The sequence below is a fragment of the Oceanibaculum sp. genome, assembly GCF_022449305.1.
GTDB lineage: Bacteria > Pseudomonadota > Alphaproteobacteria > Oceanibaculales > Oceanibaculaceae > Oceanibaculum > Oceanibaculum indicum.
In genome coordinates this window covers 47,156-73,501 of record NZ_JAKUSO010000002.1, presented here as the reverse complement: position 1 = coordinate 73,501, position 26,346 = coordinate 47,156, and the positions used below count along the sequence as shown (strand labels likewise).

Below are 26,346 nucleotides of genomic sequence, written 5' to 3'. Positions count from 1 at the left end.
CTTCCGCTCGCTTAGGCACCGCCGGTATAAGCTGGACCCTGGACCCCCGGGACAAGCCCGGGGGTGACGGATAGAGTATGTAGCCGATAATTGAGCGAGCCCACCGCAGATGAAAGCTTGGAATCCAAGATGGCTTTCTTCGTCTATATCCTCGCAAGCGGAGAGCAAGGCACCCTGTATATCGGTGTGACCAACGACATTGCGCGAAGGGTCCACGAACACAAGGCGGGGGCGGCGGACGGTTTTACCAAGCGCCATGGCGTTTCGCGCCTCGTTTACTACGAGATGTTCGACACTGCCGCTGACGCGATCCAGCGGGAGAAGGCAATGAAACGGTGGAAGCGGGACTGGAAGCTCAACCTGATCGACCGCACCAATCCGGACTGGCGCGATCTATATGAGACGCTGAACGCCTAACTCACACCGCCTCTCACACCGCCACCGGGGCCTTGATGTGCGGGTGGGCCTGGTAGTTCTCCAGCGTGAAATCCTCATAGACGAAGTCGAACAGGCTGCCGACATCCGGGTTCAGCCGCAGGGTGGGCAGCGGGTAGGGCGTGCGGGTCAGCTGCAGGTCGGCCTGTTCCACATGGTTGGCATAGAGATGTGCGTCGCCCAGCGTGTGGATGAACTCGCCCGGCTTCAGTCCGGTCACCTGCGCCACCATCATTGTCAGCAGCGCGTAGGAGGCGATGTTGAACGGCACGCCCAGGAAGATGTCGGCGGAGCGCTGGTAGAGCTGGCAGGAGAGCCTGCCGTCCGCCACATAGAACTGGAACAGGCAGTGGCAGGGCGGCAGCGCCATCCGGCCGACCTCGGCGACGTTCCAGGCGCTGACGATCAGGCGGCGGGAATCCGGGTTCGCCCTGATCTGGCCGATGAGCTGGCTGATCTGGTCGATGCTGCCGCCGTCCGGCGTCGGCCAGGACCGCCATTGATGGCCATAGACCGGCCCCAGCTCGCCATTCTCGTCCGCCCATTCGTCCCAGATCGACACGCCATTGCGCTTCAGATAGGCGATGTTGGTGTCGCCCTGCAGGAACCACAGCAGCTCATGGATGATCGACTTCACATGCAGCTTCTTGGTGGTGACCAGCGGGAAGCCTTCTGCCAGGTCGAAGCGCATCTGGTAGCCGAACACGCTGTAGGTGCCGGTGCCCGTGCGGTCGGACTTGTAGGTGCCGGTCTGGCGGACATGGCGCAGGAGGTCGAGATAGGTCTGCATGGCACTGCCTTGGAAGCGATGTCTTGGGTCTGTGGAGCCTGCCATTACTATATATGGTGTTTAGCCGCGATGCAGCCCCCATAAAAAGTAAGTGGTTACCCCTTTCGTTCCGCCCTCGGAATACCTATTATTAAGGCGTCGGGAAACCGGCTATGGGGATAAACCTTTCGCGGAATAAGCATTACGGACCCGGGGGCGGTACCCGGCGCCTCCACCAGTTTACAAGATGCGCCCGTTTACGGATATGTGGGCTGGCGCATCCCTCTGGGGGCGAAACAGGATCGACGTGTGTAGTAAAGGCGTAAGTTTCTCCCGGCATGGTACCACCGTTATCGGGCCAAGCTAGTAGTTGCGAACGACAACTCCAAGCAGGTCGCCCTCGCCGCTTAATTGCGGTCTGGGTAACCACCCTTAAGCCCTTATCTTGCTAAGGTAAGGCGCGGTTCGGAGGGCACCGGGCAACAGAAGCCCTCCACTTACTTTCGTTGCCGCGTGGCTCCATTCCCGATCTTGGTGCCGAGCGTGCTGGCCGTAATCCGCCGGCCGGCCCTTTCGGGCAGGCGGGCCATCCAACCGGGCGAAATCGACAGGTGCAGGATCAGTTGAGATACGACAGGCTGGTTGAGGAGGCGCTGCGCAGCGTCGTCCGGACCGCGCTGACAGAGGCCGCGATCAACGGCCTGCCGGGCGACCATCATTTCTACATCACCTTCAAGACGCAGCTGGCCGGCGTGGATATCCCTGCCTTTCTGCGCCAGAAGTACGAGGACGAGATGACCATCGTCCTGCAGCACCAGTTCTGGGGGCTGAAGGTGACGGAGGACCGCTTCGAGGTTCTGCTCAGCTTCAACGATGTGCATGAGAAGCTGTCGATCCCCTTCACTGCCATCACCGGTTTCGTCGATCCGTCGGTGAAGTTCGGCCTGCAGTTCCAGGTCGCCGAGGAGGCGCAGGTGCAGGAGACGCCGGAAGGCGTGGCCGCTTTCACACCCGCCGGGAAGCCGGCAGCCGCGCCGGAGGCCACCGCCCCAGAGGCAGCCGCCGACGAACCGGCGGAGGCAAACGCGGCCTCCGAGAATGGCGCCAATGTCGTGACGCTGGATAAATTCCGCAAGAAATAACCGACGTCCCGTCTGCACCCCACCCTCAGGGGTGAGCCTTGCTCTCCTCTTATCCTCCTTCGTCACCCCCGCACTTGTTGCGGGGGTCCACGTTTAAGGAGGCTCGGTCATCGCCGGCACTGGCAAGGTCGGTGCGGGCGGAAGCCTGGACCCCCGGGACAAGCCCGGGGGTGACGGTTGAGCTGAGCCCCTACTGCGCGGCGACGGCTCCGTTTGTCGAGCGCGCGACCGCCTGGTCGGCCAGCCGGCCGGTCAGTTCCTGCAGATGGTCGAAGCGCTGGCTATAGCTGCCCACGCCCAGCGTCGCCGAGCGCAGCTCGATGATGAGGTCGTGGATTTCCGCCTGCGGCATGTAGCACTGCACCTCGTCCCAGCCCTCCCAGCCGGCGCGCGCGTCATAGCCCAGTATCTGCCCGCGCCGCCCGGTGATCAGGCGCTGCACCTTGGAGGTGAACTCGTTCGGCACCGCGATGGCGACCGACAGGATCGGCTCCAGCAGCACCGGCTCGCAGGCTGGCATGCCCTCGGCCATCGCCTGCCGGCCGGCCAGCTTGAAGGCCATGTCGGAACTGTCCACGCTGTGGAACTGCCCGTCATGCAGCGTCACCTGGACATCGACCACCGGGTAGCCCAGCGGACCGTGCGTCATGAACTCGCGCACCCCTTCCTCGACGGAGGGGATGTACTGGCGCGGAATCGCGCCGCCGACGATCCTGTCCACGAACTGGAAGCCCGATCCGCGCGGCAGCGGCTGGATCGATATCTTCACATCGGCGAACTGGCCATGGCCGCCGCTCTGCTTCTTGTGCCTTGCATGCTGCTCGGCTTTGCGGCGGATGGTCTCCTTGTAGGGCACCTGCGGGCGGGCCAGCGTCACCGCCAGATTATACTTCCCCTTCAGCCGGTCGGCGGCGATCTGCAGATGGATGTCGCCCTGGCCGGACAGCAGCAGCTCGCCGGTATCCTCGTCATGCCGGGCGGTCAGTGAGGGGTCTTCCTCCACCAGCTTCTGCAGCGCGCCTGACAGCTTCACCTCGTCATTGCGGTTGGCGGCATGCAGCGCCATGGCATAGACCGGCGCCAGCGGGGATGGCCAGTCGGGTGCGTCCGCAGGATGATCGGCGGGTGTCAGCGCATCGCCGGTGGCGACCGGCTCCAGCTTGCCCAGCGCCACCACATCGCCGGGGCCGGCCTCCGGTATCTTCGCCAGATTGGACCCCAGCAGGTGATAGAGGCCGCTGATGCGCGCCTGCCCGTGCGGGCCGGTCAGCATCTGCCCGTCCTTCACGCTGCCGCGCCAGATCCGGGCCAGCGACAGCTTGCCGGTATGGGCGAGGTGCAGCGTCTTGAACACCTGCAGCAGCGGTTCGCCCTCCGGCGGGATCGCCTTGCGCCCGGCGGTATGGGCCACGTCGGAAACCTCGTGCCGCAGCGCCTTCAGCAGGCGATGTACGCCATGGTTTTTTTCCGCAGCGCCCAGGAACACCGGCACGATCAGGTCGGACTGCAGATCCTTCGCCAGCGTGCGGTAGATGTCGTGCGTCTCCGGCACCATGTCTTCCAGCAGTTGTTCCAGCAGCCCGTCGTCGAAATCGGCCAGCGCCTCCAGCATCTCGCCGCGCGCCTCCTGCTCGCGCGCCAGCGCGGTCTCCGGCAACTGGATCAGGTCGGAGGGCTGGCCCGGCCGGTAGCGATAGGCGCGCTCGCTCGCCAGATCGACATAGCCGGTCACGTGTTCGCCCTCGCGGATCGGTACCTGGCGCAGCACCAGCGGCCGCCGGGAATGCGCCTGCAGGGCCGCCAGCAGGTCCCGCACGCGGCCTGTGCTCTCGTCCATGCGGTTCACGAACAGGATGTGCGGGATATCCTCATCATCCAGATATTTCAGGATCGGGGCGATGGTCAGGGCGCGCGCCGGGTCCGCCTCGCACACCACCACCGCGACATCGGCCACCTGCAGCGCGTTGCGGTAATCCTGCGCGAATTCGATGGAGCCGGGGCAGTCCACGAACACCCAGGGCTCGCCCATATAGCTGGCATGGGCGATGTTCGGCTCCACGCTCATGCCCCGGGTGCGGGCCTCGGGCGAGGCATCGCCAATACTGTTGCCGTCCTTCACGCTGCCCTGCCGGGGAATGGCGCTGCAAGCCGCCAGCAGGCTTTCCAGCAGGGATGTCTTGCCGCTGAGATAGGGGCCCACCAGCACGGCGCAGCGCGGCGTGTCGATGGGCATGCGTTCGGTTCTTGCGACCATGGCCACCTCCCTTGGCAAATGCCGGCGGCCCGCTTCTTCATCGTTCCCGAAGCGCGCCGGGGACGGCGGAGCGGGACGCATCTTTCTTGATGAACGCCTATGTCAGCAGGCGGGGAGAGGGGATGCAAGGAAGAAAATCAGAAAAGACTAATTCTGTGTGCCGGCGGCCGAGGAGGGGGTAAGACAGGCGGCCAGCCCCTCGCGGTATGTCGGGCAGGCGAGAGCGATGTCGAGATCGCGCTTGATGCGGTCATTGCGCACACGCTTGGTCTCGGAATAGAAGGCAAGCCCCATAGGGCCGAGGCCGGCCTGTTCCAGCGGGATTTCCGGTGGCGGTTCGACGCCCAGCAGGCGGCTGGCCTCCAGCACGACATCGGCCGAGGAGGCAGGCTCGTCATCCGCCAGATTGTAGATCGCCCCCGGATCGGGCTGCGCCATCGAGGCGGCCAGCACCTGCGCGATATCCGCGACATGGATGCGGTTGAAGATCTGCCCCGGCTTCACGATGCGCTTGGCTGTGCCGGCGCGCAGCTGGTCTATGGCGCTGCGCCCCGGCCCGTAGATGCCGGACAGGCGGAAGATGTGCAGCGGAAGATTGAGGCCCTGCCATTCCGCTTCCGCCGCCACCCGTGCCTTGCCGGAGGGCGTGGAGGGGGCGAGCGGGCTGTCCTCGTCCACCCAGGCGCCGCCAGTATCGCCATAGACGCCAGTGGTGGAGAGATAGCCGGCCCAGGCGAGGTTGGGCAGTGCTGCTATTGCCTCGCCATGCGCGGCCAGCACCGGGTCGTGCCCGTCGCGCGGCGGGACGGAGGACAGGATATGGGTCACATCTGCCAGCGCCTGTGCCGGGTCGGGCAGGGGGAAGGGATATGCGGCGATGCCGCGTGCTTCCATCGCCGCGCGCTTGTCCGCCTCGCGGGCGGTGCCGGCGATTTTCCAGCCCTGTGGCAGCAGCATCCTGGCGAGCCACTCCGCCGTATAGCCGAAGCCGAAACAGAACAGATGGTCCGCCATGGTGTCGTCAGCGGCCCGAAGGGCGGGGGAGAGGCCGCCAGTCCGGCGGCGCCATCTCGAAGCCGGCGAAATCGAAGGCCGGTGCCACGGTGCAGGCGACCAGCGTCCAGTGCCCCAGGCTCTCGGCGGTCTGCCAGCAATTCGGCGGCACGACGATGTGCGGGCGGTGCCCGGCCAGCACGTCATTGCCCAGATGATGCGCCTCGGCATCGTGACCGTTCGGCGACAGGGTCAGCACCAGCGGCGCGCCGGCCTGGAAATGCCAGATCTCGGTGGCGTCGGTGACGCGGTGCCAGGCCGAGAACTCGCCCGCCTTCAGCAGGTAGTGGATGCAGGTCAGCGCCCCGCGCGAGCCATCCGCCGGCGCATCGCGGAAGGTCTCCCGGAAATAGCCGCCCTCCGGATGGGGTTCCAGCCCCAGATGCCGGATGATGGCGTCGGCGTCGCGGTCCTGCATGGGGCTCTCCCGGCGGTGTTTCGTGTGCAGGTGGGGTGGTGTTGTACGCGGGGCATCGCACTTTCACTCAAACCGTCATTCCCGGGCTTGTCCCGGGAATCCAGGCCTCGGCTCGCGCCGGCATCGCCCGTGCTGGCTGAACCCTGGACCCCTGCAACAAGTGCGGGGGTGACGGCCTGAGAAAAGGTGCGACGGTCTGGCGTCAAATCAAGTTCTGAATTGGCACCTTACCTCCCCCTCACTTCGGCGGGACAGTCGCCTGCATGGACGGGCGGGCGGAGAAGCCCTCATACCATTTGGCGAGGTTCGGCCGGCCCTCGCGCCACTTGTCCGCCTCGTAGCGGAAATCCATGTAGCCCAGCGCGCAGCCGACCGCGATCTGGCCGATGGTAACGGGGCCATTAAGGTCGGCGGCTTCCTTCTCAAGCATGTCCAGCGCGCTCTTCACCTTGCCCTTCTGGCCATCATGCCAGGCATCCCAGCGCAGCTCCTGCGGCCGCATCGCGGATTCGTAGCGCGCCAGCAAGGCTGCATCGAGCAGCCCGTCGGCGATGGCGTGCTGGCGCAGCGCCACCCAGCGCGCCTTGCCCTTGGCCGGGAAGAACTTCCCGCCGGCATGCTCGGCATCCAGATATTCGCAGATCACCGGCGAATCGAAGAGCGTCATGCCGTCATCGGTGGTGAGCGACGGCACCTTGCCGATGGGGTTGTCGGCATAGAGCGATTCGTTGCGCTCCACCGGGCTGGCGGCGGTCTTGTCCTTCTCGATCTTGCCGTCGATGCCGGCCTCGATCGCCAGCACCATGACCTTGCGCACATAGGGCGAGGTCGGGGAATAACGCAGCTTCATGGGGACTCCTCCTGGGGTGTGCTTGTTAGAAACTGTCTTTCCGTTTCCTGACTTCGGCAAACACGGAAACCGGGTCCGCCCCGGCAAGGCCGACGGCGGCGGCGACGCCATCCTCATCGGCGCGCAGGAACGGGTTGGTCGCCATCTCCTCGCCCAGCAGCGAGGGCACGGTTGGCTGGCCCGCCGCGCGCAGCCGGTCGATCTCCGCCGCGCGCTGCTTCAGCCGGTCATTCTTCGGATCGACGGTCAGCGCGAAACGGGCGTTGGACTGGGTATATTCATGCGCGCAATAGACGCGGGTATCGGCGGGCAGGGCGCGGAACTTGCCGAGCGAGGCCCACATCTGTGCGGGCGTACCCTCGAACAGCCGGCCGCAGCCGAGTGCAAACAGCGTATCGCCGCAGAACAGCGCCCGGCTGCCGGCGAAGAAATAGGCGATATGGCCGCGCGTATGGCCCGGCACGTCGAACACCTGCGCGTCCTCCCCGCCGAAGCGGTAGCGCTCGCCATCGCCAACCTGCACATCGATGCCGGGGATGCGGGCGGCATCGGCACGCGGGCCGACGATGGTGCAGCCGGTCGCCTGCTTCAGCGCCAGATTGCCGCCGGTATGGTCGGCATGGTGGTGGGTGTTCAGGATGTGCGTCAGCCGCCAGCCCTTCGCTTCCAGCGCCGCCAGCACCGGTGGCGCCACGGCAGGATCGACCACGGCGGTCTCGCCGGAGGCCTCGTCATGGACGAGATAGACGTAATTGTCGCTGAGGACGGGAATCTGGTGGATGGTCAGTTGCGTCATGGCTGCCTCCCTCCCCATATCCGGTTGTGTTAATTTCGGTTCGCCGGGACAGTAGCACCCGCTCCGCCATGCGCCAACGGCCTCCAGGGCATGGCAGCCAAGGGTAGGCAGATGGGGAAAGGACGAAGCGGTCATGTATGACGATGTCGTCGATCTGCGGGATTTCTACGCCAGCAGCCTGGGCCAGATGGCGCGCCGGCTGCTGCGCCGCCGGATGCGGCAGATCTGGCCGGATGTGCGCGGGCAGAATTTCCTCGGCATCGGCTACACGCTGCCCTATCTGCGGCCCTTCCGGGAGGAGGCGGCGCGCACCATCGCCCTGATGCCGGCGACTCAAGGAATTATGCACTGGCCGCGCGAGGGGCCGAACGTCACCCTGCTGGCCGATGAAAGCGATCTGCCGCTGCCCGATGCCTCGATGGACCGGGTGCTGCTGGTCCATGCGCTGGAAAGCACGGAGCAGCTGCGCGCCCTGATGGATGAAATCTGGCGGGTGATGGCCGGCAATGGCCGGCTGATGGTGGTCGCCCCGCACCGCCGCAGCCTGTGGTCGATGCGCGACAGCACGCCGTTCGGCCATGGCCAGCCTTACAGCGCCGGGCAGATCCAGCGGCTGCTGCGCGACTGCCGCTTCACCCCCATCGAACAGATGCATGCGCTGTTCGCGCCGCCGGCGCGCTCGCGGCTGCTGCTGCGCTCCTCCGCCAGCTTCGAGCGGCTGGGCCAGCGCTGGTTCCCGCAGATGGGTGGGGTGGTGATGGTGGAGGCGGCAAAGCAGGTCTATGCCACCACGGGTCGGCGCGAACCGGCACGCCGCCGGCTGCTGATCCCGATGCCGCGCCCGGCCCCGCAGGGCATCCCCGCCGGCGCGCGGGCCATGCGCGATATCGGCGAGGGGTAGGGTGAGGTAGAAAAAACCCTCTTCCCTAGCGGGGGAGGGTGATGAGCGAAGCGAACCGGGTGAGGGGGGAGGCTGTGCCTGTGCAACTGCCCCCTCACCCAGCTTCGCCTAATCTCGCCGGTTGGCTCGATAAGGCTACGCACCCCTCTCCCGCGTTGGGGAGAGGGGTAGCGCAAGGGGAGAGGGATAGGTCAAGCCTATAGCTGTTCCAGCGCCTTCACGACCTGTTCGCACATCGCCTTGGCGTCGCCGAACAGCATCATGGTGTTGTCGCGGAAGAACAGCTCGTTCTCCACGCCGGCATAGCCCGACGCCATGGAGCGCTTGATGAACAGCACGGTCTTGGCCTTGTCCACCTCCAGGATGGGCATGCCGTAGATCGGGCTGGCCGGGTCGGTCTTGGCCGCCGGGTTGGTCACGTCGTTGGCGCCGATCACGAAGGCGACGTCGGTGGAGGCGAAATCGCGGTTGATCTCCTCCAGCTCGAACACCTCGTCATAGGGCACGTTTGCCTCGGCCAGCAGCACGTTCATGTGGCCCGGCATGCGGCCCGCCACCGGATGGATGGCGTAGCGCACCTTCACCCCTTCATGCTTCAGGATGTCGGCCATCTCGCGCAGCGCGTGCTGCGCCTGGGCGACCGCCATGCCATAGCCCGGCACGATCACCACCGAGGCGGCGTTCTTCATGATGAAGGCCGCGTCGTCGGCGCTGCCCGCCTTCACGCTGCGGTCGCCCGCCGGGCCGCCGGCGGCCGCTGCCGCCGTCTCGCCGCCGAAGCCGCCGAGGATGACGTTGAAGATCGAGCGGTTCATCCCCTTGCACATGATGTAGCTGAGGATGGCGCCCGAGGCGCCGACCAGCGCGCCGGTGACGATCAGCAGGCTGTTCTGCAGGGTGAAGCCGATGCCCGCCGCCGCCCAGCCGGAATAGGAATTCAGCATGGAGATGACGACCGGCATGTCGGCGCCGCCGATGGGCAGGATCAGCAGCAGGCCCAGCAGCAGGCCCAGGATGACGATCAGCCAGAACACGGTGGTGGACTGGGTGATGCACAGCACCACGATCAGCACCACCAGCGCGATGCCCAGCGCCGCGTTCAGCGGGTGCTGCATCGGGAAGATCAGCGGCTTGCCGGTGACCAGCCCCTGCAGCTTGCCGAAGGCGATGACCGAGCCGGTGAAGGTGATGGCGCCGATGGCCACGCCCAGGCTCATCTCGATCAGGCTGCCGACGGCGATGTTGCCGGCGACGCCGATGCCATAGGATTCCGGGCTGTAGAAGGCGGCCGCGGCGACGAACACGGCGGCCAGGCCGACCAGGCTGTGGAAGGCGGCCACCAGCTGCGGCAGCGCCGTCATCTGGATCTTGTAGGCGATCAGCGTGCCGATGGCGCCGCCGATCACGATGCCGGCCAGGATCATGCCGTAGGACAGCACGTCGGGCAGGGCCAGGGTGGTGAGGATGGCGATGGCCATGCCGACCATGCCGTAGATGTTGCCCTGACGGCTGGTGACCGGCGAGGACAGGCCGCGCAGCGCCATGATGAAACAGATGCTGGCGACGAGGTAGAGCAGGGCTGCGTAGGTTGCGCTCATTGACTCTTCTCCGCCTTACTTCTGCTTCTTCTTGAACATGGCCAGCATGCGCTGGGTGACGATGAACCCGCCGAAGATGTTGACCGAGGCCAGGATCACGGCGAGGAAGCCCATCACCTTGGCGAAGTTCATCTCGACCGGTCCGGCAGCGATCAGCGCGCCGACGATGATGACCGAGGACACCGCGTTGGTGACCGCCATCAGCGGCGAGTGCAGGGCCGGTGTGACCCGCCAGACCACGTAATAGCCAACGAAGCAGGCCAGTACGAACACGGTCAGCAGGAACACGAAATTGGTGCCGTCATGGCTCTGCGCGCCGATGGCGGTGATGCGCGTTGCCTCGTTCGCCAGCACGGCGGCGCGGTCGGCGAGATCGGAGGCGGAAGTGGCGAGTTCGGCCGCCTTATCGATGAATGTCTTCTGATCCATGATGTCTCTCTCCGCTCTCAGGCCGCCTTCAGGGCCGGGTGCACGACCTGGCCATCCTGGGTGACGAGCGTGCCCTTCACGATCTCGTCCTCAAGGTCGATCTTCAGCGCCTTCGTCTCCTTGTCGATCAGCAGGGTGACGAAGTTCAGCAAATTCTTGGCGTAGAGCGCGCTGGCATCGACCGGCAGCCGGCCCGGCACGTTCAGATGGCCGACGACGGTGACGCCATGCTTCTGCACCACCTTGCCCGGCTCGGAGCATTCGCAGTTGCCGCCCTGCTCGACCGCCAGATCGACGATGACGGAGCCCGGCTTCATAGACTTCACCATCTCCTCGGTGATGAGGGTCGGTGCCTTGCGGCCGGGGATCAGCGCGGTGCAGATCGCAATATCCTGCTTCTTCAGCGTCTCGGCGATCAGCGCTGCCTGCTGCTTCTTGTACTCGTCGCTCATTTCCTTGGCATAGCCGCCGGCGGTTTCGGCCTGCTTGGCCTCCTCGCTCTCGACCATCACGAAGGTGGCGCCCAGGCTTTCCACCTGCTCCTTGGTGGCGAGGCGCACGTCGGTGGCGCTGACGATGGCGCCCAGGCGGCGCGCGGTGGCGATGGCCTGCAGGCCGGCGACGCCTACGCCCATGATCATCACGCGGGCCGGCGGCACGGTGCCGGCGGCGGTCATCATCATCGGGAAGGCGCGGCCGAATTCTGCCGCCGCATCCAGCACCGACTTGTAGCCGGCGAGGTTGGACTGGCTCGACAGCACGTCCATCGACTGCGCGCGGGTGATGCGCGGCACGAACTCCATGCCGAAGGTGGTGACCTTGCGGGCCGCCAGCTGGTCCAGCAGCGGCTTGTCGTTATAGGCGTTCAGGATGCACAGCAGGACCGCGCCTTCCTTCATCAGCGCGACCTCGTCGGTCTTGTCGTCACTGCCGGTCGGCCGCTGCACCTTGAGGACGATGTCGGCCTTTTCCAGCACCGTCTTGGTGTCCTTGGCGATGGTGGCGCCAGCGGCCTTGTAGGCCTCGTCCGTCATGGCGGCGGCCTGGCCAGCGCCTTTCTCGACCACCACATCGAGGCCGAGGTCGATCAGCTTCTTCACCGTGTCGGGGGAGGCGGCGACACGCGTCTCTCCCGGTCGGCGTTCCTTTGGAATGGCGACGATCATTCCCGTGCGTCCTTTTTTGCGAATGCCCCTGGTTGGCCGTTAAGGCCTTTCATAAGCACAATGAACGTTGCTGCCGGCTTTGTGAAGGCCCGCGCACTTATTCATTTACCTTATTGCCACCCCGACAATAGTTCGGTTGACACGGACCGGTGCCAGGGTGTGACTACGACATCCTGACTGACATATTGACCTCTCGGCAAAAGGCAAGGCGGCGAGCGCATGTCCGCATCCGGTGACAAATCCGTTCCCTTCACGATGGGGGGCGCGCTGTTCGGCGCGCGCACCATGATACCGCTGGTGCTGAGCGCCACGGTGTTCGGCGCGGTCTATGGCGTGCTGGCCCGCGATGCCGGCCTCAGCCTGGCAGAGACGGTGCTGATGAGCGCCACCGTCTTCGCCGGTGCCTCGCAGCTGATCGCGGTGCAGCTTTGGGCGGCCCCGCTGCCGGTGCTGCCGATCCTGATCGCCACGCTGGCGGTGAATTCCCGCATGCTGCTGATGGGCGCCTCGATGCGGCCCTGGTTCATCCACATCACGGCGAAGCAGGCCTATGGCTCCTTCTTCTTCCTGACCGATGGCAACTGGGCCATGGCGATGAAGGAGTATTTCAACGGCTACCGCGATGCCGCCTTCCTGATCGGCAGCGGGCTGGCCCTCTATGCCGGCTGGGTGGCCTCGGCCGCCATCGGCTACGGGCTGGGCTCCATGGTCGGCGATCCCAGCATCTATGGTCTGGATGTGCTGCTGCCGATCTTCTTCGGCTCGCTGCTGGCAGCGATGTGGAAGGGGAAGGGCGACCTGCTGCCCTGGGGCGTGGCGGCGGCGGTCGCCATCCTGGCGTCGCAGTTCCTCCCCGGGCACTGGTACATCCTGCTGGGCGGCTTCGTCGGATCGCTGACCGGGCTGGTGCGTTACAAGGCACCTGTGGGGGGCAGCCGTGACACTTGATCCGCTGTCGCTCTACACCATCCTCGGCATGGCGCTGATCACCTATGGCACGCGGGCCGGCGGCTTCTGGCTGATGCGCTTCGTGCCGCTGTCGGGCCGTGTCGAATCCTGGCTGCGCAGCATTCCGGGCGCGGTCATCGCCGCCGTTGTGGCGCCGGCGGTCTGGAAGGGTGGCTGGATCGAACTGACCGGCCTGGTGCTGGCCGTCATCGCCATCCGCCTGACAAAGCAGGAGCTAGTGGCGATCCTCATCGGCATCGGCACGGTCGCCGCGCTGCGCCAGCTGTTTCCGGGGTGAGGGGGCTGGATTTTTCCGCTTGTCATTGCCGGGCTTGACCCGGCAATCCAGGGGCCGCGTTCTGAGATGATGCAGGCAGGGCACCGCCCCTGGACCCTCGGGTCAAGCCCGAGGGTGACGATATTAGGATTGATCCGGAAACCGCTCAGTTCGGCAGGCTGGCGACCGAGACGATGGCGTCCGGCGGCACTGGCACGCAGGCCATCTTCTTGGTCTTCAGCGTATCGCAGGCGCGGCGCGCCTCCTTCTCCGACAGGCCCAGCAGGCGGGCGCGGTAGAGCGGCTTCTGGTCAGGCCGGGCGCGTTCGATGAACAGCTGCGCGCTTTCCAGCAGCTTCGGCGCCAGCTTCTGCGCGCTGGTCAGCGCGGCGCGGGCCGGGCCTTCCTGGGTGAAGGCGCCAACCTGCACGCCCCACAGGTCGCGGGCGGCGGCGAGGTCGGAGGCGTCGCCCTGGGCCAGCGCTTCCTCTTCGGCCAGCTTCGTGGTGCCGGCATCGGCCACGGCGACCGGCGGCGGATTGTCGAGGCGCGGCTTGCGTGACGGCACCGGCACCGCGTTGGCGACGCGGATCTGGTCGATCTCGACGAAGCTGGCTTCCAGCAGATCCATCATGTGCTCATCGCGCGAGGCGGCGGTCTGGCCGCCGAACACCACACCGATCAGCCGGTGCTGGCCGCGCTTGGCCGAGGCCACGAGATTGAAGCCCGAGGCGCGGATATAGCCAGTCTTGATGCCGTCCGTGCCCTCGTAATTGCCGAGCAGCCGGTTGTGGTTCACATAGGTCCGCCCGGCATAGGTGAAGGAGCGCACCTTGAACATGTCGTAATATTGCGGGTAGTCGCGCATCAGCCGCACGGCAAGCTGCGCCATGTCGCGCGCGGTGCTGACCTGGCCGCGGTTTGGCAGGCCGGATGCGTTGCGGAAGCTGGTATTCTTCATGCCCAGCTTGTGCGCGCGCTCGGTCATCATCTGCGCGAACTTGATCTCCGTGCCGCCCTGCGCCTCGGCCAGCACCACCGCCATGTCGTTGGCCGACCGGGTGATCAGCGCATAGATCGCGTCGCGGACCTTGATGGTCTTGCCGGCCGGAATGCCAAGCTTCGAAGGGGACATGCCGGCGGCACGCTGGGACACCGGCAGCTGCTGGTCGAACTTCAGCTTGCCGCTCTCCAGCGCCTCGAAAGTCATGTACAGCGTCATCATCTTGGTGAGCGAGGCAGGATAGCGCCGCTCGTCAGCGTGCCGCTCGAACAAGACCTTGCCGGTGGAATAGTCGATCACCAGGGCGGCGTAGCGGCTGGCCTGGGCTTCGGCACCCAGCGGGGCGGCCACGGCGAAAGCCAGGGCCATCACGAACATCAGCGGCAGGAGGACAAGACGCCCGATGCCGCGTGCCTGCTCATTGTTCCGGCCCTGCGGAAAAAGCCCCCTCATTGCCTGCCCCCTCGATGTCGAATTTTAGCCTGAATATGCCCCAATCCGGCCTTATGTTAATGTCGATTTTAGGATTTGTCCATAATCCATTGAATCAAATGTAGATTCTCTTTTTCGGTGTTCCGGTATGCGGGACGCGGTAACAGCCTACTCCTCCCGGACAACCGTGAAGCGCTTCTGGGCGGAGTCCGGCAGCAATCCGGCCAGCCACGGCCCGTCCGGCAGCCGCGAGGCCAGCTCGGTCAGGTTGGTGTTCCACCATTCGCGCTGCTCGCGCACCTCGTCATAATCGTAGCGCGCCGTGTGCCAGACCTTCTCGCGCCGCAGATAGACCGAGATGTCGACCGGAAAGCCGACATTGGACGCGCTGACCCGCGTGGAATCGAAGGAGAGATAGGCGATGTTCAGTGCCGTGCGCATCGGCTTGTCGAAGCTGAGCGCACGGTCGAGGATCGGCTTGCCATAGCCGGTCGCGCCGATGGACAGGTAGGGCGTGCGCGGCTCCAGCTCGATCCAGTTGCCTTCCGGGTAGACTAGGAACATGGAGGGTTCGGTGTCCGGGCCCAGCTGGCCGCCGATGATGGCGTGCAGGTTGAAGGACAGGTCGGAGAGCTGCAGTGCCTCGCGGTCTTCGTCGGCGACGCGGCGCAGGGCCTTGGCGTAGGCCATCACCGCCTCCAGCATGCCGCGGAAGCCTTCGGGGCGGGTTTCCGCCATGTCGCGCTTCAGATAGGCCAGCGTCTTGTCGCGCAGCGAGCGCAGGCCCGAGGTCATGACCACGAATTGCGCGCCGGGCGGGCCGAGCAGGACCTGTTTCTTTGCCTGGGAAACCTCCGTGCCGCTGGTGATGCGGCCGTCCGACAGGGCGATCAGCCCTTCCTCGATGGCGATGCCAAGGCAATAGGTCACGTATCGTTTCTCTCTTCAGCCGTGGACGGTCTGCGCTGCCGTCGCGCAGCAGCATAAGCTGTCCCGGCCCGCCGCAGGAAGCCCGGAAAAGCGCCCTCAAGCGGCAAAAATACGAATTTTATGTTGCAGTGCACAAAAATCCATTGACAAAAAAGCAGCGTTTCCTAAATTAAGTCGCATGCTGCATTGCAGCAATCCGTTCCGCCAGGCGCGATGCGATGACGCCCTGCGCTGGCGCTCGGGAAGACCGCAATCATAAAAGATTTTGGAGAAGCACACCATGACCACCGCCAAGAAGGCCGCCGCGCCTCAGGAGACGTTGAAGCAGGTCGAGACCATGGTCGCCGCCAGCAAGGAGGCGATGGAAACCATGGTGAAGACCGGTGGCGACGCCGCTAACAAGAGCTATGAGCAGGCTGTCGCCCTGACCAAGGAACAGATCGCCAAGCAGAGCGAGGCGTTCTTCAAGTCCTATGATGGGCTGACCGAGCTGAACCGCGCCAATCTGGACGCGCTGAACACCAGCGGCGCCATCGTCAGCAAGGGCGCCGAGGAAATCGGCAAGGCCTGGTACGGCTTCACCCAGTCGAGCCTGGAGCAGGCCGCCGGCACCATGCAGGCGCTGATGGGCTGCAAGACGCTGCGTGATGTGATGGAGCTGCAGAACGGCTTCGCCAAGACCAGCTTCGACCAGACCATCGCCGAGACCGCCAAGCTGTCGGAGATGACCGTGAAGGTTGCCAATGACGCGGTCGAGCCGATCAAGGCTCGGGTGAACAGCAGCGTCGAGTTCTTCCTGAAGCCGGTCGCCGCCTAAAGCCGCCACCTGAACCGGTATCGCTATCCGGCATCGTGGACCGGTGCGGCGGGCATCCCCCCTTGTCCGCTCAATCCGAGCCCACTTGCCCGAAAAGGCCCGGCCCCGCGCCGGGCCTTTTTGCGTCCGCGGCGCCTTGTGGAGCGGGAATCTGATTTCAAGAGGGCGATGACAAGAGAAATCCGGGCAAAGCCCCTTTGCGAAGCCCGGCCCAATGCCTATCATTACAAACAGTGGATGCGCCGGTGTCCGCCGGCGCGACGAACGTAAGGTCGAGACGATCACGCATGAGCGATGAGCCCCCCATCGGCGGCACGGGAACAGGTACGGGCGTCGTCCTGAAGACGAAGCCGAAGACCAAGAAACCGTCGCTCTACAAGGTTCTGATGCTGAATGACGACTACACGCCGATGGAGTTCGTCGTGCATGTGCTTGAGCGTTTCTTCCAGAAGTCGCGGGAAGAGGCGACGCGGATCATGCTGCACGTCCACCATCGCGGTGTCGGCATCTGTGGCGTGTTCACCTACGAGGTGGCCGAGACCAAGGTCACCCAGGTGATGGATTTCGCGCGCCAGAACCAACATCCCCTGCAATGCACGTTGGAAAAGGAATAGTCCCGCATGCTGTCCCGCAATCTGGAAAAGACCTTGCATCGTGCACTCGATTTCGCCAACGAACGGCGGCACGAATATGCCACGCTGGAACATCTGCTGCTGGCGCTGACGGAGGATCAGGACTCGCTGGCCGTGCTGAAGGCCTGCGGTGTCGATCTCGACAAGCTGCGCGCCGACCTGGTGGGCTACATCGACACCGACCTCGCCAACCTCGCCACCCAGCGTGAGGAGGATGCGAAGCCGACCGCCGGCTTCCAGCGCGTCGTGCAGCGCGCCGTCATCCATGTGCAGTCCTCCGGCCGGGCCGAGGTGACCGGCGCGAATGTGCTGGTGGCGCTGTTCTCCGAGCGCGAGAGCCATGCCGTCTATTTCCTGCAGGAGCAGGAGATGAGCCGCTTCGACGCGGTGAACTACATCTCGCACGGCATCGCCAAGGTGCCGAAGCGCAACGAGCCGCGCCCGGTGCAGGGCGCCGATGAGGAGAAAGAGCCCCAGGCCGAGAAGCCGGCCGGTGCCACCGGCATGGGCGGTGCCCGGCAGAAGGGCAACGAGGCGCTGGATACCTACTGCATCAACCTGAACAAGAAGGCGCAGTCCGGCAAGATCGACCCGCTGATCGGCCGCGCGGCGGAGGTCGAGCGCACGATCCAGATCCTGTGCCGGCGCACCAAGAACAACCCGCTCTATGTCGGCGATCCCGGCGTCGGCAAGACCGCCATCGCCGAGGGGCTGGCGCGCCGCATCGTGCAGGAGGAAGTACCCGACGTGCTGAAGCCGGCGGTGATCTTCCAGCTCGACATGGGGGCGCTGCTGGCCGGTACGCGTTATCGCGGCGATTTCGAGGAGCGGCTGAAGGCGGTGGTGAACGAGATCGAGGCGCACCCCAACGCGATCCTGTTCATCGACGAGATCCACACGGTGATCGGTGCCGGCGCCACCTCCGGCGGGGCGATGGATGCCTCCAACCTGCTGAAGCCGGCGCTGGCCTCAGGCGCGCTGCGCTGCATCGGCTCCACCACCTACAAGGAATATCGCAGCTATTTCGAGAAGGACCGCGCGCTGGTGCGGCGCTTCCAGAAGATCGACGTGAACGAGCCGTCGATCGAGGATGCGGTGAAGATCCTGATGGGGCTGAAGCCCTATTACGAGGAGCATCACCATGTCCGCTACACGGCGGAGGCGATCAAGGCGGCGGTCGATCTGTCGGCCAAGTACATCTCCGACCGCAAGCTGCCGGACAAGGCCATCGACGTGATCGACGAGGTGGGTGCGGCGCAGATGCTGGTGCCGCCCTCCAGGCGGCGCAAGACCATCGGCGTGAAGGAGGTCGAGGCCGTCGTCGCCAAGATCGCCCGCATCCCGCCGAAGAGTGTCTCCACCGACGACCGCACGGTGCTGAAGAACCTGGAGCGCGACCTGAAGAATGTCGTGTTCGGCCAGGACAAGGCCATCGAGGCGCTGGCGAGCGCCATCAAGCTGTCGCGCGCCGGCCTGCGCGAGCCGGAGAAGCCGATTGGCTCCTACCTGTTCTCCGGCCCGACCGGCGTCGGCAAGACCGAGGTGGCGCGCCAGCTGGCCACTATCCTGGGCGTCGAGATGACGCGCTTCGACATGTCGGAGTATATGGAGCGCCACACGGTCAGCCGGCTGATCGGCGCGCCTCCGGGCTATGTCGGCTTCGACCAGGGCGGGCTGCTGACTGACGCCATCGACCAGCACCCGCATCAGGTGCTGTTGCTGGACGAGATCGAGAAGGCGCATCCCGACCTCTACAACATCCTGCTGCAGATCATGGATTACGGGAAGCTGACCGACCATAACGGCAAGACGGTCGATTTCCGCAATGTCATCCTGATCATGACCACCAATGCCGGGGCCGCCGACATGGCGAAGCCGGCCATCGGTTTCGAGCGTACGGCGCGGGTCGGCGAGGATGATGAGGCGATCAACCGCATGTTCACGCCGGAGTTCCGCAATCGGCTGGACGCCATCGTGCCCTTCGGCCATCTGACGCCGGAGATCATCGACCGGGTGGTGGACAAGTTCGTCATCCAGATGGAGGTGCAGCTGGCCGACCGCGGCGTCACTATCGAGCTGACCGACCCGGCCCGCAAATGGCTGGCCCAGAAGGGCTATGATCAGGCCTATGGCGCCCGGCCGCTGGCCCGCGTCATCCAGACCAACATCAAGCAGCCGCTGGCCGAGGAACTTCTGTTTGGCAAGCTGGCCAAGGGCGGCACGGTGCTGGTCACGGTGAAGGATGGCAAGCTGGTGCTGACTTACCCCGACGCACCGTCCTCGGGCGGCGGCGGATCATCGGGCCGCCGCAAGCGCGAACCGGCCCTGGCGGAGTGATCGGGCCGGAGTGATCATCCGGGGGCGGTGCGGCTACCGGCCGCGCCGTCCCCTGGGTTCCGGCTTGTCGCCGAAGGCATTGCCGCCCAGCAGCATGTTCACATCCAGGCCATTTTCCGAAAGCGGCAGTACCAGCCGCTGATAGGGCCAGTGGCGGCCGCTGGAATCCATAAAGCGGCGCGACGCCGCCACAGGAAGCTTCTCCATGGCGCAGCGCGTATAGTCGGCCACGATGGTCTCGTGAAACGGCCGGTTTTCGAAATCGTCGAGATAATGGCCGGTCGGGTCGCCGCCATTGCGTTCAACGATTCCAGTGCCGACCAGCCGGTAGCGGAAGCGGTAGGGCGCCGTGCCGCCGCTCTGCCGCTCCACATCGACCAGATAGAGGAAGGGCAGCAGCCGGGGAATGTCCAGCGGGTCGATATCGGCGCGCGCCGGCAGCCGCTCGTCACTCCCCCTGCTTTTCCAGTAAGCAAGCAAAGGTTGCAGGGCAGGGGCGAGAAGCGAAGGTTCGGGATCGATGACCTGACCGTCAGTGGATAGCCCCGTCATCCATCTTCCTTTTTTATGATTCGCGCCATCGTTGGAACTTTGAATATCAGGCAAAAGTTAAAATCCGATTAACCAAATCGGCGCGCCGGCACCGATGGTATTGGTGATCGCGATTTCTATTTATGCGCGCCATGGTTGAAAGCGATTGCTGTCTGTCATTATCAAAACATACAATGCTGTGCTTTTTCCTTTGAGCGACAGGACAAGATGAGCGAGCGCCCGATACCCGGCCTGGAGTGGAACTGGGCAAGCCCGGAAACCGAAGGCGTGGCGAATGCCGAGCAGCTGGCCAGCTTCATCGAGGATGACCGGCTCCGCCGCCTGTTCGCCTATTGGCGCGAAAAGCGTCAGGGCCGTCCAATGCCGTCCCGCACGGACATCGACCCGACGGAGATTCCCTGGGCGCTGGCGCAGATCTTCCTGGTCGATTACGCACCGGAGAGTGGCTTCCGCTACCGGCTGGCCGGTACCGAAGTCTCCTCGATCTTCGGCCACAGCAATCTGAAGGGCATGACGCTGGAGGATATCCTCGGGCCGGAAAAGGCGGCGGTGGTCGCCGGGCGCTGGATGCCGCTGGTGGAACAGCGGCTGTTGCTGTGCATGAAGGGCATGGTCTATCTGCCCGCCGACCGTACGCCCATCGGCGAGCGGCTGATGCTGCCGCTGGCGGATGCGGCGGACGGGCCGGTCACCGGGTTGCTCGGCATGACGGTCTGCGAATGGCACAAGGGTGAGGTGGCGGAGGAGGTTAAGCTATCCCGCGTGAAGACTCTCTCTGTTAGCATGATCGCCTGATCTGTTTTCGCCCAACCGAACGGACCCCGCTCATGGACCTCTGGCAGCTCGACGCGACCGATCTCGCGCGCCTTATCCGCACTGGCCGCGCCTCTGCCCGGGAGGCCACGCAATCGGTCCTGAAGCGTCTTCATGCGGTCAATCCGGCGATCAATGCCGTGGTCCGCGTGCTGGAGGAAGAGGCGCTGTCCGCTGCCGATGCCGCCGATGCGAAACAGGCGCGCGGCGAGGTGCTGGGGCCGCTGCATGGCGTGCCGGTCACCACCAAGGTGAATGTCGATCAGGCAGGATTGCCGACCGACAATGGCGTGGTGCCGCTGAAAGACTTCATCGCCGGGCATGACAGCCCGGTGGTCGCCAATCTGAAGCGCGCCGGTGCCATCATCGTCGGGCGCACCAACGCGCCGGCCTTCTCCATGCGCATCTTCACCGACAATGCGCTGCACGGGCGCACGCTGAACCCGCTCGACCCGGCGGTGACGCCGGGCGGCTCCAGCGGCGGGGCGGGTGCAGCGACAGCGACCGGCATCGGCGCCATCGCGCATGGCAATGATATCGGCGGGTCGGTGCGGATTCCCGCCACCTGCAACGGTGTGGTGGGGTTGCGCGTCGGCTATGGACGAATTCCCGCCTTCAACCTCACGGCCCCCGGCGGTCGGCCGCCCGGTGCGGTCATCATGGCGGTGCAGGGCCCGCACACCCGTACCGTGCGCGATGCCCGGCTGGCGCTGGAGGTGATGGCCCAGGGCGACCGCCGCGACTGGCGCTGGAACGATGTGCCAATGCGCGGGCCGGAGCCGGCGCGGCCGATCCGCGTCGCCATCGTGCCCGAAGTGCCGGGCGGTACCAGCCATCCGGCACAGGTCGAGGCGGTGCGCCAGGCCGGACGGCATCTGGCCGCCGCTGGCTATGCGGTGGAGGAGGTGCTGCCGCCGGATATCGAACGCGCCATCGCGCTGTGGCACATCATCTGCGTGACCGACGTGTTCGGCAGCCTGTGGCCGGCGATGCAGAAAATGGGTGATCCCGACGGCATCGCCGCGATGCAGTCCTGGCTGTCGCTGCACAAGCCGGCTGATCTTGAGGCCTACATCGCCGCGATGACCGAGCGCGAGGCGCTGGCGCTGCGCTGGATGCAGTTCTTCGAGAATTATCCGCTGGTCATCATGCCGGTGCTGTGCGGCCTGCCGCCGGAGCAGGGCGCGGATGTGACGCCGGAAGGCCAGGCGGAGGTGCTGGACAATATGCGCGCGGCCCTGATCGCCCCGCTGCTGGGCATTCCGGGCCTTGCCGTGCCGGTCGGTCGGCATGGCGCGCTGCGTACCGGTGTGCAGATCATGGCGATGCGCAACCGCGAGGATATCTGCCTCGATGCCGGCGAGGTGATCGAGGCCGCCGAGGGCGTCGTCACCCCGGTCGATCCGGCAGGCTGAGGCAAAAAGAAAGGAGCCGCGGCATGAACCGCGGCTCCTGCATTTCACTGGCGTCAGAGGTCAGGCGACTTTCTGCTGCTCGCGCGCCTTTTCGAATTTAAGATGCAAGGCACCGTCGCCGACAGTCACTACGGTAAAGGCGGTGCTGCCACTGCGGCCGGCGATTTCCAGCTTCCCCGGCGTGCCGACGGCGACGCTCTCGCCGGTCAGCACCATGGCGCCACCTTCGGAGAGATTGGCAAGCTGAGCTTGCACGCTGCGGTCCTGCAGCTTCAGGGTGCAGGGCGTGTTGGCCGGCTGGCGTTCTGCATAGCGGCGGTCCACTTCCTTCATGGAGGTACGGACCACCCGAACGAGAAGCTGGCGCAGATCGGAAATCGCCGTCGCCACTTCCGTGGACGTATCCCGCACCGTGGAGGCGCTCTGCCCGGTCCGAATCGCCTCGTTGGAGACTTCCGCGATCCTGGTCGAGACCTCGCGTGAGGCGTCGGCGGTCTGGTTGATGTTGTGGCTGATCTCCTGCGTCGCGGCCGACTGTTCCTCGATCGCGGCGGAGATCGTGCTGGTGATGCCACTCATCTCCTCGATGGTCCGACCGATTTCCTTCACCGCCTCCACCGAGATTTTCGTGACGGACTGGATATTACCGATCTGGGCGGCGATCTCCTCGGTGGCTTTCGCGGTCTGGCCCGCCAGGTTCTTCACTTCCGAGGCAACCACCGCAAAGCCCTTGCCGGCCTCGCCGGCCCGCGCCGCCTCAATGGTCGCATTGAGCGCCAGCAGGTTGGTCTGCGAGGCAATATCGGAAATCAGCGTTGCCACCTCGCCGATGCGTGTCACCGCCTCGGACAGGGCGCCAATGGTCTGTTCCGTGCGCGCGCCGGTTTCCACCGCACGCTGGCTGACCGCGCTGCCATGGCTGACCTGCGAGGAAATCTCGCGGATCGAGGCGGCCATCTGCTCGGCGGCGGAGGCGACGGCCTCCGCATTGTGCAGCGCCTGTTGCGCGGCGGCGGCCACGCCCTGGCTGTTCATTGACATCTGCTCGGCCGATGACGCCATGGAGACGGCATGCTGGTCCATCGCCTGGGTGCGTTCCGACACTTGATCGACGGCCAGGCGGGTCTCGCTCTCGACCTTGCCGGCCATGGCTTCCAGGGCGGCAATCTTCAGCCGCTCGGCCTCGGCACGCTCGCTTTCCTGCGCGGCGCGCAGTTCCTGCGCTTCAATGCCATGCTGCTTCAGGATATCGACGGCGCGGGCCATCTGGCCAATCTCGTCGCCGCGCCCGGCATGGGGAACGGCGATGCTGTAATCGTCAGTCGCCAGCTTGCGGAGAGAGGCCGTCAGCTCATCCATCGGCCGCGTCACCCGGCGATGCACCATGAAGATGCCGAAGACCGTGGCGATCAGGCCAATACCGACCAGGATTTCAGCGACCAGTACCGCAAGCTCGTCCCTTGAATGGGATTCCGTATAGACCTCCTCCGCGATCCGGACCTGGATGGTGATGAGGTCGGCGATCTTTTCGGTCAGCGGGTCGATGATCTGATACAGCTGTTCCAGGACGAAAGCGTCGAGAGCCGCCTTGTCCTTGCGCTGCAGGATGCCGGTCAGATCAGCAACAGCCTTGTCGGCGGGAACCAGAAGCGCTTTCGCCTCGGCGACCAGTTTCGCCTCCTCCGCCGTCAGCGGATTTCCAAGATATTCCGACCAGGCCTCCTTGATGCGCCTGGTGGCGAGCTGCACGGACTGCACGCCTTCTTCCCAGCTGAAATTGCCGTTGCGCACCTTATGGCTGGCATCGACGATAAAGACGGCGTAGTCGTCCGACACGCTCTTCAGCTGCTTCAGCGGGATCACCCGGTTTTCATACACGCTCCGCAAGCCATCATCCGCCGCGTTCAGCGCAAGCAGATTCACGACACCGGAGGCGGTGAGAATTGCACCCAGGCCCAAAAGCACGCTCATCAGCAGCGCTTTCACGGTAATGTTCATTTTTGGCTCCATATGAGGATAGAACCGTCGGCACAGGTGGCTTCGAGCCGGTTTGGTCGGCGGCAGGTGGTCGGAAGATAGATCGGGATTATTAAAATTTTATTTATATTCTTTTTTGTTCGATATCCCCGGTGAAGCGAATGCTTTCAACAGATAATCTTAATATTGAAGTGAGCAGAAACAAACCGCTGGTGCGCTGGCTACCGGTGGCGGATATCGCGGAACCGGACTGGCAACACCTCTCGGCGCTGCTGCCGGCGGAGGAGCAGGCGCGGGCGCAGCGCTTCCATTTCCGGCGCGACTGGGAAAGCTATACTGCTGCTCATGCGCTGCTGCGCGGCACGCTCAGCCTGCTGGCGTCGGCTTCCGGCCTCAGCGTGGCGCCGGCGGAGTGGCGCTTTTCCATCGGCGATCACGGCAAGCCGGAACCAGTGCTGCCTGCGGAGGCACCACCCTTCCGGGTGAACCTCTCCCATACGCGGGGGCTGGCCGCCGTGGCGGTGGCGCTGGACCGCGAGATCGGCGTCGATGTGGAATGGCTGGACCGCACCAACCTGACCATTGACCTCGCCGACCGGTTCTTCGCCCCGGCGGAATGCGCGCAGCTCGTCGGGCTGGACGCGGCGGCGGAGAAGGAGGCGCTGTTCGCCTTCTGGACGCTGAAGGAGGCCTATATTAAGGCGGTCGGCATGGGGCTCGCGCTGCCCCTGGGCGCCTTCGCCTATACGCTCGATCCGCTGTCCATCGCCTTCGACGAACGCATCCAGGACGACCCCGCCAACTGGTACTTCCGGCGCCTGCGGCCGACGCAAGGGCATGTGCTGGCGCTGGCGCTGCGGCACGAAGCACCGGCGCGCGTGACGCTGGATGCCGCCCCCGCCGACCTTGCCGCGCTGATGCGGCTGGCACAATAAGCTGCCATTATTCTCCTTGTCATTGCCGGGCTTGACCCGGCAATCCAGGGGCCACGTTCTGAAGGGTTTCAGGCGGGGCACCGCTCCTGGACCCCCAGGCGCCCATTGGGGTCAAGCCCGGGGGTGACAATATGAAAACTGGCGGGGAGTGGTCAGCCAGACGTCAGGCCATAGTCGGCGGGCCGGGCAGGATTTCCCGTATATAGGGCAGGATACCGCGCTGCTGGTCCCACTGCCTTGGATAGCCCAGCGAGACTTCCTCGAACCGCGTGCCGTCGATCCAGTCGGTGCGCCGCACATGCAGATGGCCCGACACCGCGACCTTTGCGTTGAAGCGGACATGCCAGTCCTCGGTCCGGCGCGTGCCGCACCAGGGGATGAAGCGCGGAATGCGCGGGATATGCACCAGGTCGCGGCGTAGCGGATAATGATTCACCAGCACGGTGGGCGCGCCGTCCAGCGCCATCAGGCGCGCCTCGGCCTCGTCGCACCGCGCCGCGCACCAGGCCTCGCGGGAGGGGTAGGGGGCGGGGTTCAGCAGCATCTCGTCGGCGCAGACCGCCCCGCCCTCGCGGGCCCAGGCGATCACCTGGTCGCGCGGCAGGTCATCCGGCCGGAAGCTGTAATCATAGAGCAGGAACAGCGGGGCCACCACGCAGGGGCCGCCCGGCCCGGTCCAGATGGGATAGTCGTCCTCCGGCGTGATAACGCCAAACTCGCGGGCGAGATCGACCAGCGCCAGGTATTTCGCCTCGCCGGCCAGGCTATCGCCCCCATTGGCGCTATCCGCGCCATTCTCGGAGACGGTCCACAGCTCATGATTGCCCGGCACCCAGATCACCCTGGCGAAGCGCTCGGTCGTCAGGGCGAACAGCGCGCGCATATGCTCCAGCCGCTCGGCCATGTCGCCGGCCAGGATCAGCCAGTCCCCAGGCGCGTGGGGCAGGCCGGCCAGTGCCTCGCGGTTTACCGGATTGGCCAGATGCAGGTCGCTGATGGCAAGCAGTTTCATGCGCTTAGCTTTACCGCAAGCCGGCAGGAAAGCCAAAGACATGCATCCCCGGCGGGCTTGCCCCACAGCAGGACATGACAACGGCTCTTGCAGTCCGGCACGGGAGATATATAAATTTTATCCTAAAGACCATCAGAATGATCTGATACTGGAAGAGCGCTCCGGTCCCTCTGGACCTCCACCACGGCTAGAACAGGCACACTATGAAAAAACCCTCTATCGGCGTTGGCGACCGTTTCGGTCAGGTCGATGGCTATGGCCGGCTGGTGTCCTGGTCGGTCGAGCAGGTGATGGACCATCACGGCATCCCGCATGCCTGCATCGTCTCGGCCCATGATCCCAGCCGCCGCAAGACCGTGGCCCTGTCCGTGCTGCTGCGCGACGGCAGCTACATGCGCCAGGATTCCCTGCACTGAGCCTGTACTAAACAGTTCGGTCTGGACTGAACTGTTGCC

General features: G+C 65.1%; 26 protein-coding genes and 1 other RNA gene. 13 read left to right on the top strand and 14 right to left on the bottom strand.

Annotation, left to right across the window (positions count from 1 at the left end):
* Positions 1-129 precede the first annotated feature (129 nt).
* A complete protein-coding gene (locus MK313_RS00765; protein ID WP_008945129.1) occupies positions 130-417 on the top strand; it encodes a GIY-YIG nuclease family protein in 288 nt (95 codons plus the stop codon).
* A 13-nt stretch (positions 418-430) separates the two neighbouring features.
* On the opposite strand, the gene MK313_RS00760 is transcribed toward MK313_RS00765, so the two are convergent.
* Positions 431-1,225: a thymidylate synthase gene (locus tag MK313_RS00760; RefSeq protein WP_287779532.1), complete on the bottom strand. Its 795-nt coding sequence runs from the start codon at positions 1,223-1,225 to the stop codon at positions 431-433.
* A 98-nt stretch (positions 1,226-1,323) separates the two neighbouring features.
* Here MK313_RS00760 and ssrA point away from each other — a divergent pair.
* Positions 1,324-1,702, top strand: a transfer-messenger RNA (tmRNA) gene (ssrA, locus tag MK313_RS00755).
* A gap of 125 nt (positions 1,703-1,827) precedes the next feature.
* Positions 1,828-2,346, top strand: coding sequence for an SspB family protein (locus MK313_RS00750; RefSeq protein WP_121220691.1), 519 nt, complete (start codon positions 1,828-1,830; stop codon positions 2,344-2,346).
* Between the two features lie 190 nt (positions 2,347-2,536).
* Here MK313_RS00750 and MK313_RS00745 read toward each other — a convergent pair whose 3' ends face one another.
* From MK313_RS00745 to gloB, 5 genes are all read right to left on the bottom strand, one after another.
* Positions 2,537-4,600 (bottom strand): elongation factor G, encoded by a 2,064-nt coding sequence (locus MK313_RS00745; RefSeq protein ID WP_287779527.1) that lies wholly within the window; start codon positions 4,598-4,600, stop codon positions 2,537-2,539.
* Positions 4,601-4,747: 147 nt separating this feature from the next.
* Positions 4,748-5,614, bottom strand: a complete 867-nt coding sequence (locus tag MK313_RS00740; protein WP_287779524.1) for an SDR family oxidoreductase — start codon at positions 5,612-5,614, stop codon at positions 4,748-4,750.
* 7 nt (positions 5,615-5,621) lie between these two features.
* Positions 5,622-6,071 carry a cupin domain-containing protein gene (locus MK313_RS00735; protein WP_287779521.1) on the bottom strand — a complete coding sequence of 150 codons (450 nt, stop codon included), beginning with the start codon at positions 6,069-6,071 and terminating at the stop codon, positions 5,622-5,624.
* A 238-nt stretch (positions 6,072-6,309) separates the two neighbouring features.
* On the bottom strand, positions 6,310-6,921 hold the full coding sequence (locus MK313_RS00730) for a glutathione S-transferase (protein WP_287779519.1): 612 nt from the start codon (positions 6,919-6,921) through the stop codon (positions 6,310-6,312).
* Between the two features lie 25 nt (positions 6,922-6,946).
* Positions 6,947-7,717 carry a hydroxyacylglutathione hydrolase gene (gloB, locus tag MK313_RS00725; protein ID WP_287779516.1) on the bottom strand — a complete coding sequence of 257 codons (771 nt, stop codon included), beginning with the start codon at positions 7,715-7,717 and terminating at the stop codon, positions 6,947-6,949.
* Between the two features lie 133 nt (positions 7,718-7,850).
* Between gloB and MK313_RS00720 the strand changes: the two genes are divergently transcribed.
* Entirely contained in the window at positions 7,851-8,618 is a 768-nt protein-coding gene (locus MK313_RS00720; RefSeq protein WP_287779513.1) for a class I SAM-dependent methyltransferase, read from the top strand.
* Between the two features lie 197 nt (positions 8,619-8,815).
* Here the strand turns inward: MK313_RS00720 and MK313_RS00715 are convergent, their stop codons facing one another.
* The 3 genes from MK313_RS00715 to MK313_RS00705 are packed head-to-tail and all read right to left on the bottom strand — an operon-like array spanning position 8,816 to position 11,811.
* Positions 8,816-10,216, bottom strand: a complete 1,401-nt coding sequence (locus tag MK313_RS00715; RefSeq protein ID WP_008945138.1) for an NAD(P)(+) transhydrogenase (Re/Si-specific) subunit beta — start codon at positions 10,214-10,216, stop codon at positions 8,816-8,818.
* A gap of 15 nt (positions 10,217-10,231) precedes the next feature.
* Positions 10,232-10,645, bottom strand: a complete 414-nt coding sequence (locus tag MK313_RS00710; protein ID WP_008945139.1) for an NAD(P) transhydrogenase subunit alpha — start codon at positions 10,643-10,645, stop codon at positions 10,232-10,234.
* A gap of 17 nt (positions 10,646-10,662) precedes the next feature.
* Positions 10,663-11,811, bottom strand: a complete 1,149-nt coding sequence (locus MK313_RS00705; RefSeq protein WP_121220165.1) for a Re/Si-specific NAD(P)(+) transhydrogenase subunit alpha — start codon at positions 11,809-11,811, stop codon at positions 10,663-10,665.
* A 219-nt stretch (positions 11,812-12,030) separates the two neighbouring features.
* On the opposite strand from MK313_RS00705, the gene MK313_RS00700 reads away from it, so the two are divergent.
* Complete coding sequence (locus MK313_RS00700; RefSeq protein ID WP_121220167.1) at positions 12,031-12,759, top strand: AzlC family ABC transporter permease; 729 nt, start codon at positions 12,031-12,033, stop codon at positions 12,757-12,759.
* Complete coding sequence (locus MK313_RS00695; protein WP_287779508.1) at positions 12,749-13,057, top strand: AzlD family protein; 309 nt, start codon at positions 12,749-12,751, stop codon at positions 13,055-13,057. Before MK313_RS00700 ends, MK313_RS00695 begins: the two co-directional genes overlap by 11 nt.
* Positions 13,058-13,202: 145 nt before the next feature.
* Here the strand turns inward: MK313_RS00695 and MK313_RS00690 are convergent, their stop codons facing one another.
* Both MK313_RS00690 and MK313_RS00685 read right to left on the bottom strand, forming a co-directional pair.
* Positions 13,203-14,492 (bottom strand): D-alanyl-D-alanine carboxypeptidase, encoded by a 1,290-nt coding sequence (locus MK313_RS00690; protein WP_287779505.1) that lies wholly within the window; start codon positions 14,490-14,492, stop codon positions 13,203-13,205.
* A 147-nt stretch (positions 14,493-14,639) separates the two neighbouring features.
* Positions 14,640-15,401, bottom strand: coding sequence for a proteasome-type protease (locus MK313_RS00685; RefSeq protein WP_008945144.1), 762 nt, complete (start codon positions 15,399-15,401; stop codon positions 14,640-14,642).
* Positions 15,402-15,681: 280 nt separating this feature from the next.
* Here MK313_RS00685 and MK313_RS00680 point away from each other — a divergent pair, with 280 nt between their 5' ends.
* The 3 genes from MK313_RS00680 to clpA all read left to right on the top strand — a co-directional run bounded on the left by MK313_RS00680 (position 15,682) and on the right by clpA (position 19,187).
* Positions 15,682-16,218 (top strand): phasin family protein, encoded by a 537-nt coding sequence (locus tag MK313_RS00680; RefSeq protein WP_008945145.1) that lies wholly within the window; start codon positions 15,682-15,684, stop codon positions 16,216-16,218.
* 287 nt (positions 16,219-16,505) lie between these two features.
* The gene (gene clpS / locus MK313_RS00675) at positions 16,506-16,832 is read left to right on the top strand and encodes an ATP-dependent Clp protease adapter ClpS (RefSeq protein WP_008945146.1); all 327 of its coding nucleotides are present in this window, start codon (positions 16,506-16,508) and stop codon (positions 16,830-16,832) included.
* Positions 16,833-16,838: 6 nt separating this feature from the next.
* Positions 16,839-19,187: an ATP-dependent Clp protease ATP-binding subunit ClpA gene (clpA, locus tag MK313_RS00670; RefSeq protein WP_287779501.1), complete on the top strand. Its 2,349-nt coding sequence runs from the start codon at positions 16,839-16,841 to the stop codon at positions 19,185-19,187.
* A 33-nt stretch (positions 19,188-19,220) separates the two neighbouring features.
* On the opposite strand, the gene MK313_RS00665 is transcribed toward clpA, so the two are convergent.
* A complete protein-coding gene (locus MK313_RS00665) occupies positions 19,221-19,739 on the bottom strand; it encodes a PAS domain-containing protein (RefSeq protein ID WP_121220173.1) in 519 nt (172 codons plus the stop codon).
* Between the two features lie 207 nt (positions 19,740-19,946).
* Between MK313_RS00665 and MK313_RS00660 the strand changes: the two genes are divergently transcribed.
* Positions 19,947-20,534: a PAS domain-containing protein gene (locus MK313_RS00660; RefSeq protein ID WP_121220175.1), complete on the top strand. Its 588-nt coding sequence runs from the start codon at positions 19,947-19,949 to the stop codon at positions 20,532-20,534.
* A 32-nt stretch (positions 20,535-20,566) separates the two neighbouring features.
* A complete protein-coding gene (locus MK313_RS00655) occupies positions 20,567-21,967 on the top strand; it encodes an amidase (protein WP_287779499.1) in 1,401 nt (466 codons plus the stop codon).
* Positions 21,968-22,027: 60 nt separating this feature from the next.
* Here the strand turns inward: MK313_RS00655 and MK313_RS00650 are convergent, their stop codons facing one another.
* The gene (locus MK313_RS00650; RefSeq protein WP_287779497.1) at positions 22,028-23,965 is read right to left on the bottom strand and encodes a methyl-accepting chemotaxis protein; all 1,938 of its coding nucleotides are present in this window, start codon (positions 23,963-23,965) and stop codon (positions 22,028-22,030) included.
* 170 nt (positions 23,966-24,135) lie between these two features.
* Here MK313_RS00650 and MK313_RS00645 point away from each other — a divergent pair, with 170 nt between their 5' ends.
* On the top strand, positions 24,136-24,879 hold the full coding sequence (locus tag MK313_RS00645) for a 4'-phosphopantetheinyl transferase family protein (protein ID WP_287779495.1): 744 nt from the start codon (positions 24,136-24,138) through the stop codon (positions 24,877-24,879).
* Positions 24,880-25,042: 163 nt separating this feature from the next.
* Here MK313_RS00645 and MK313_RS00640 read toward each other — a convergent pair whose 3' ends face one another.
* A complete protein-coding gene (locus tag MK313_RS00640) occupies positions 25,043-25,891 on the bottom strand; it encodes a metallophosphoesterase family protein (protein ID WP_287779493.1) in 849 nt (282 codons plus the stop codon).
* Positions 25,892-26,094: 203 nt separating this feature from the next.
* Between MK313_RS00640 and MK313_RS00635 the strand changes: the two genes are divergently transcribed.
* Positions 26,095-26,307, top strand: coding sequence for a hypothetical protein (locus MK313_RS00635; RefSeq protein WP_008945153.1), 213 nt, complete (start codon positions 26,095-26,097; stop codon positions 26,305-26,307).
* Positions 26,308-26,346: the final 39 nt, after the last annotated feature.

Coding starts and splice junctions, on each gene's coding strand:
- MK313_RS00765 (WP_008945129.1), top strand. CDS start 130: ATGGCTTTCTTCGTCTATATCCTCGCAAGCGGAGAGCAAGGCACCCTG.
- MK313_RS00760 (WP_287779532.1), bottom strand. CDS start 1,225: ATGCAGACCTATCTCGACCTCCTGCGCCATGTCCGCCAGACCGGCACC.
- MK313_RS00745 (WP_287779527.1), bottom strand. CDS start 4,600: ATGGTCGCAAGAACCGAACGCATGCCCATCGACACGCCGCGCTGCGCC.
- MK313_RS00740 (WP_287779524.1), bottom strand. CDS start 5,614: ATGGCGGACCATCTGTTCTGTTTCGGCTTCGGCTATACGGCGGAGTGG.
- MK313_RS00735 (WP_287779521.1), bottom strand. CDS start 6,071: ATGCAGGACCGCGACGCCGACGCCATCATCCGGCATCTGGGGCTGGAA.
- MK313_RS00730 (WP_287779519.1), bottom strand. CDS start 6,921: ATGAAGCTGCGTTATTCCCCGACCTCGCCCTATGTGCGCAAGGTCATG.
- gloB (WP_287779516.1), bottom strand. CDS start 7,717: ATGACGCAACTGACCATCCACCAGATTCCCGTCCTCAGCGACAATTAC.
- MK313_RS00720 (WP_287779513.1), top strand. CDS start 7,851: ATGTATGACGATGTCGTCGATCTGCGGGATTTCTACGCCAGCAGCCTG.
- MK313_RS00715 (WP_008945138.1), bottom strand. CDS start 10,216: ATGAGCGCAACCTACGCAGCCCTGCTCTACCTCGTCGCCAGCATCTGT.
- MK313_RS00710 (WP_008945139.1), bottom strand. CDS start 10,645: ATGGATCAGAAGACATTCATCGATAAGGCGGCCGAACTCGCCACTTCC.
- MK313_RS00705 (WP_121220165.1), bottom strand. CDS start 11,811: ATGATCGTCGCCATTCCAAAGGAACGCCGACCGGGAGAGACGCGTGTC.
- MK313_RS00700 (WP_121220167.1), top strand. CDS start 12,031: ATGTCCGCATCCGGTGACAAATCCGTTCCCTTCACGATGGGGGGCGCG.
- MK313_RS00690 (WP_287779505.1), bottom strand. CDS start 14,492: ATGAGGGGGCTTTTTCCGCAGGGCCGGAACAATGAGCAGGCACGCGGC.
- MK313_RS00680 (WP_008945145.1), top strand. CDS start 15,682: ATGACCACCGCCAAGAAGGCCGCCGCGCCTCAGGAGACGTTGAAGCAG.
- clpS (WP_008945146.1), top strand. CDS start 16,506: ATGAGCGATGAGCCCCCCATCGGCGGCACGGGAACAGGTACGGGCGTC.
- clpA (WP_287779501.1), top strand. CDS start 16,839: ATGCTGTCCCGCAATCTGGAAAAGACCTTGCATCGTGCACTCGATTTC.
- MK313_RS00665 (WP_121220173.1), bottom strand. CDS start 19,739: ATGACGGGGCTATCCACTGACGGTCAGGTCATCGATCCCGAACCTTCG.
- MK313_RS00660 (WP_121220175.1), top strand. CDS start 19,947: ATGAGCGAGCGCCCGATACCCGGCCTGGAGTGGAACTGGGCAAGCCCG.
- MK313_RS00655 (WP_287779499.1), top strand. CDS start 20,567: ATGGACCTCTGGCAGCTCGACGCGACCGATCTCGCGCGCCTTATCCGC.
- MK313_RS00650 (WP_287779497.1), bottom strand. CDS start 23,965: ATGAACATTACCGTGAAAGCGCTGCTGATGAGCGTGCTTTTGGGCCTG.
- MK313_RS00640 (WP_287779493.1), bottom strand. CDS start 25,891: ATGAAACTGCTTGCCATCAGCGACCTGCATCTGGCCAATCCGGTAAAC.
- MK313_RS00635 (WP_008945153.1), top strand. CDS start 26,095: ATGAAAAAACCCTCTATCGGCGTTGGCGACCGTTTCGGTCAGGTCGAT.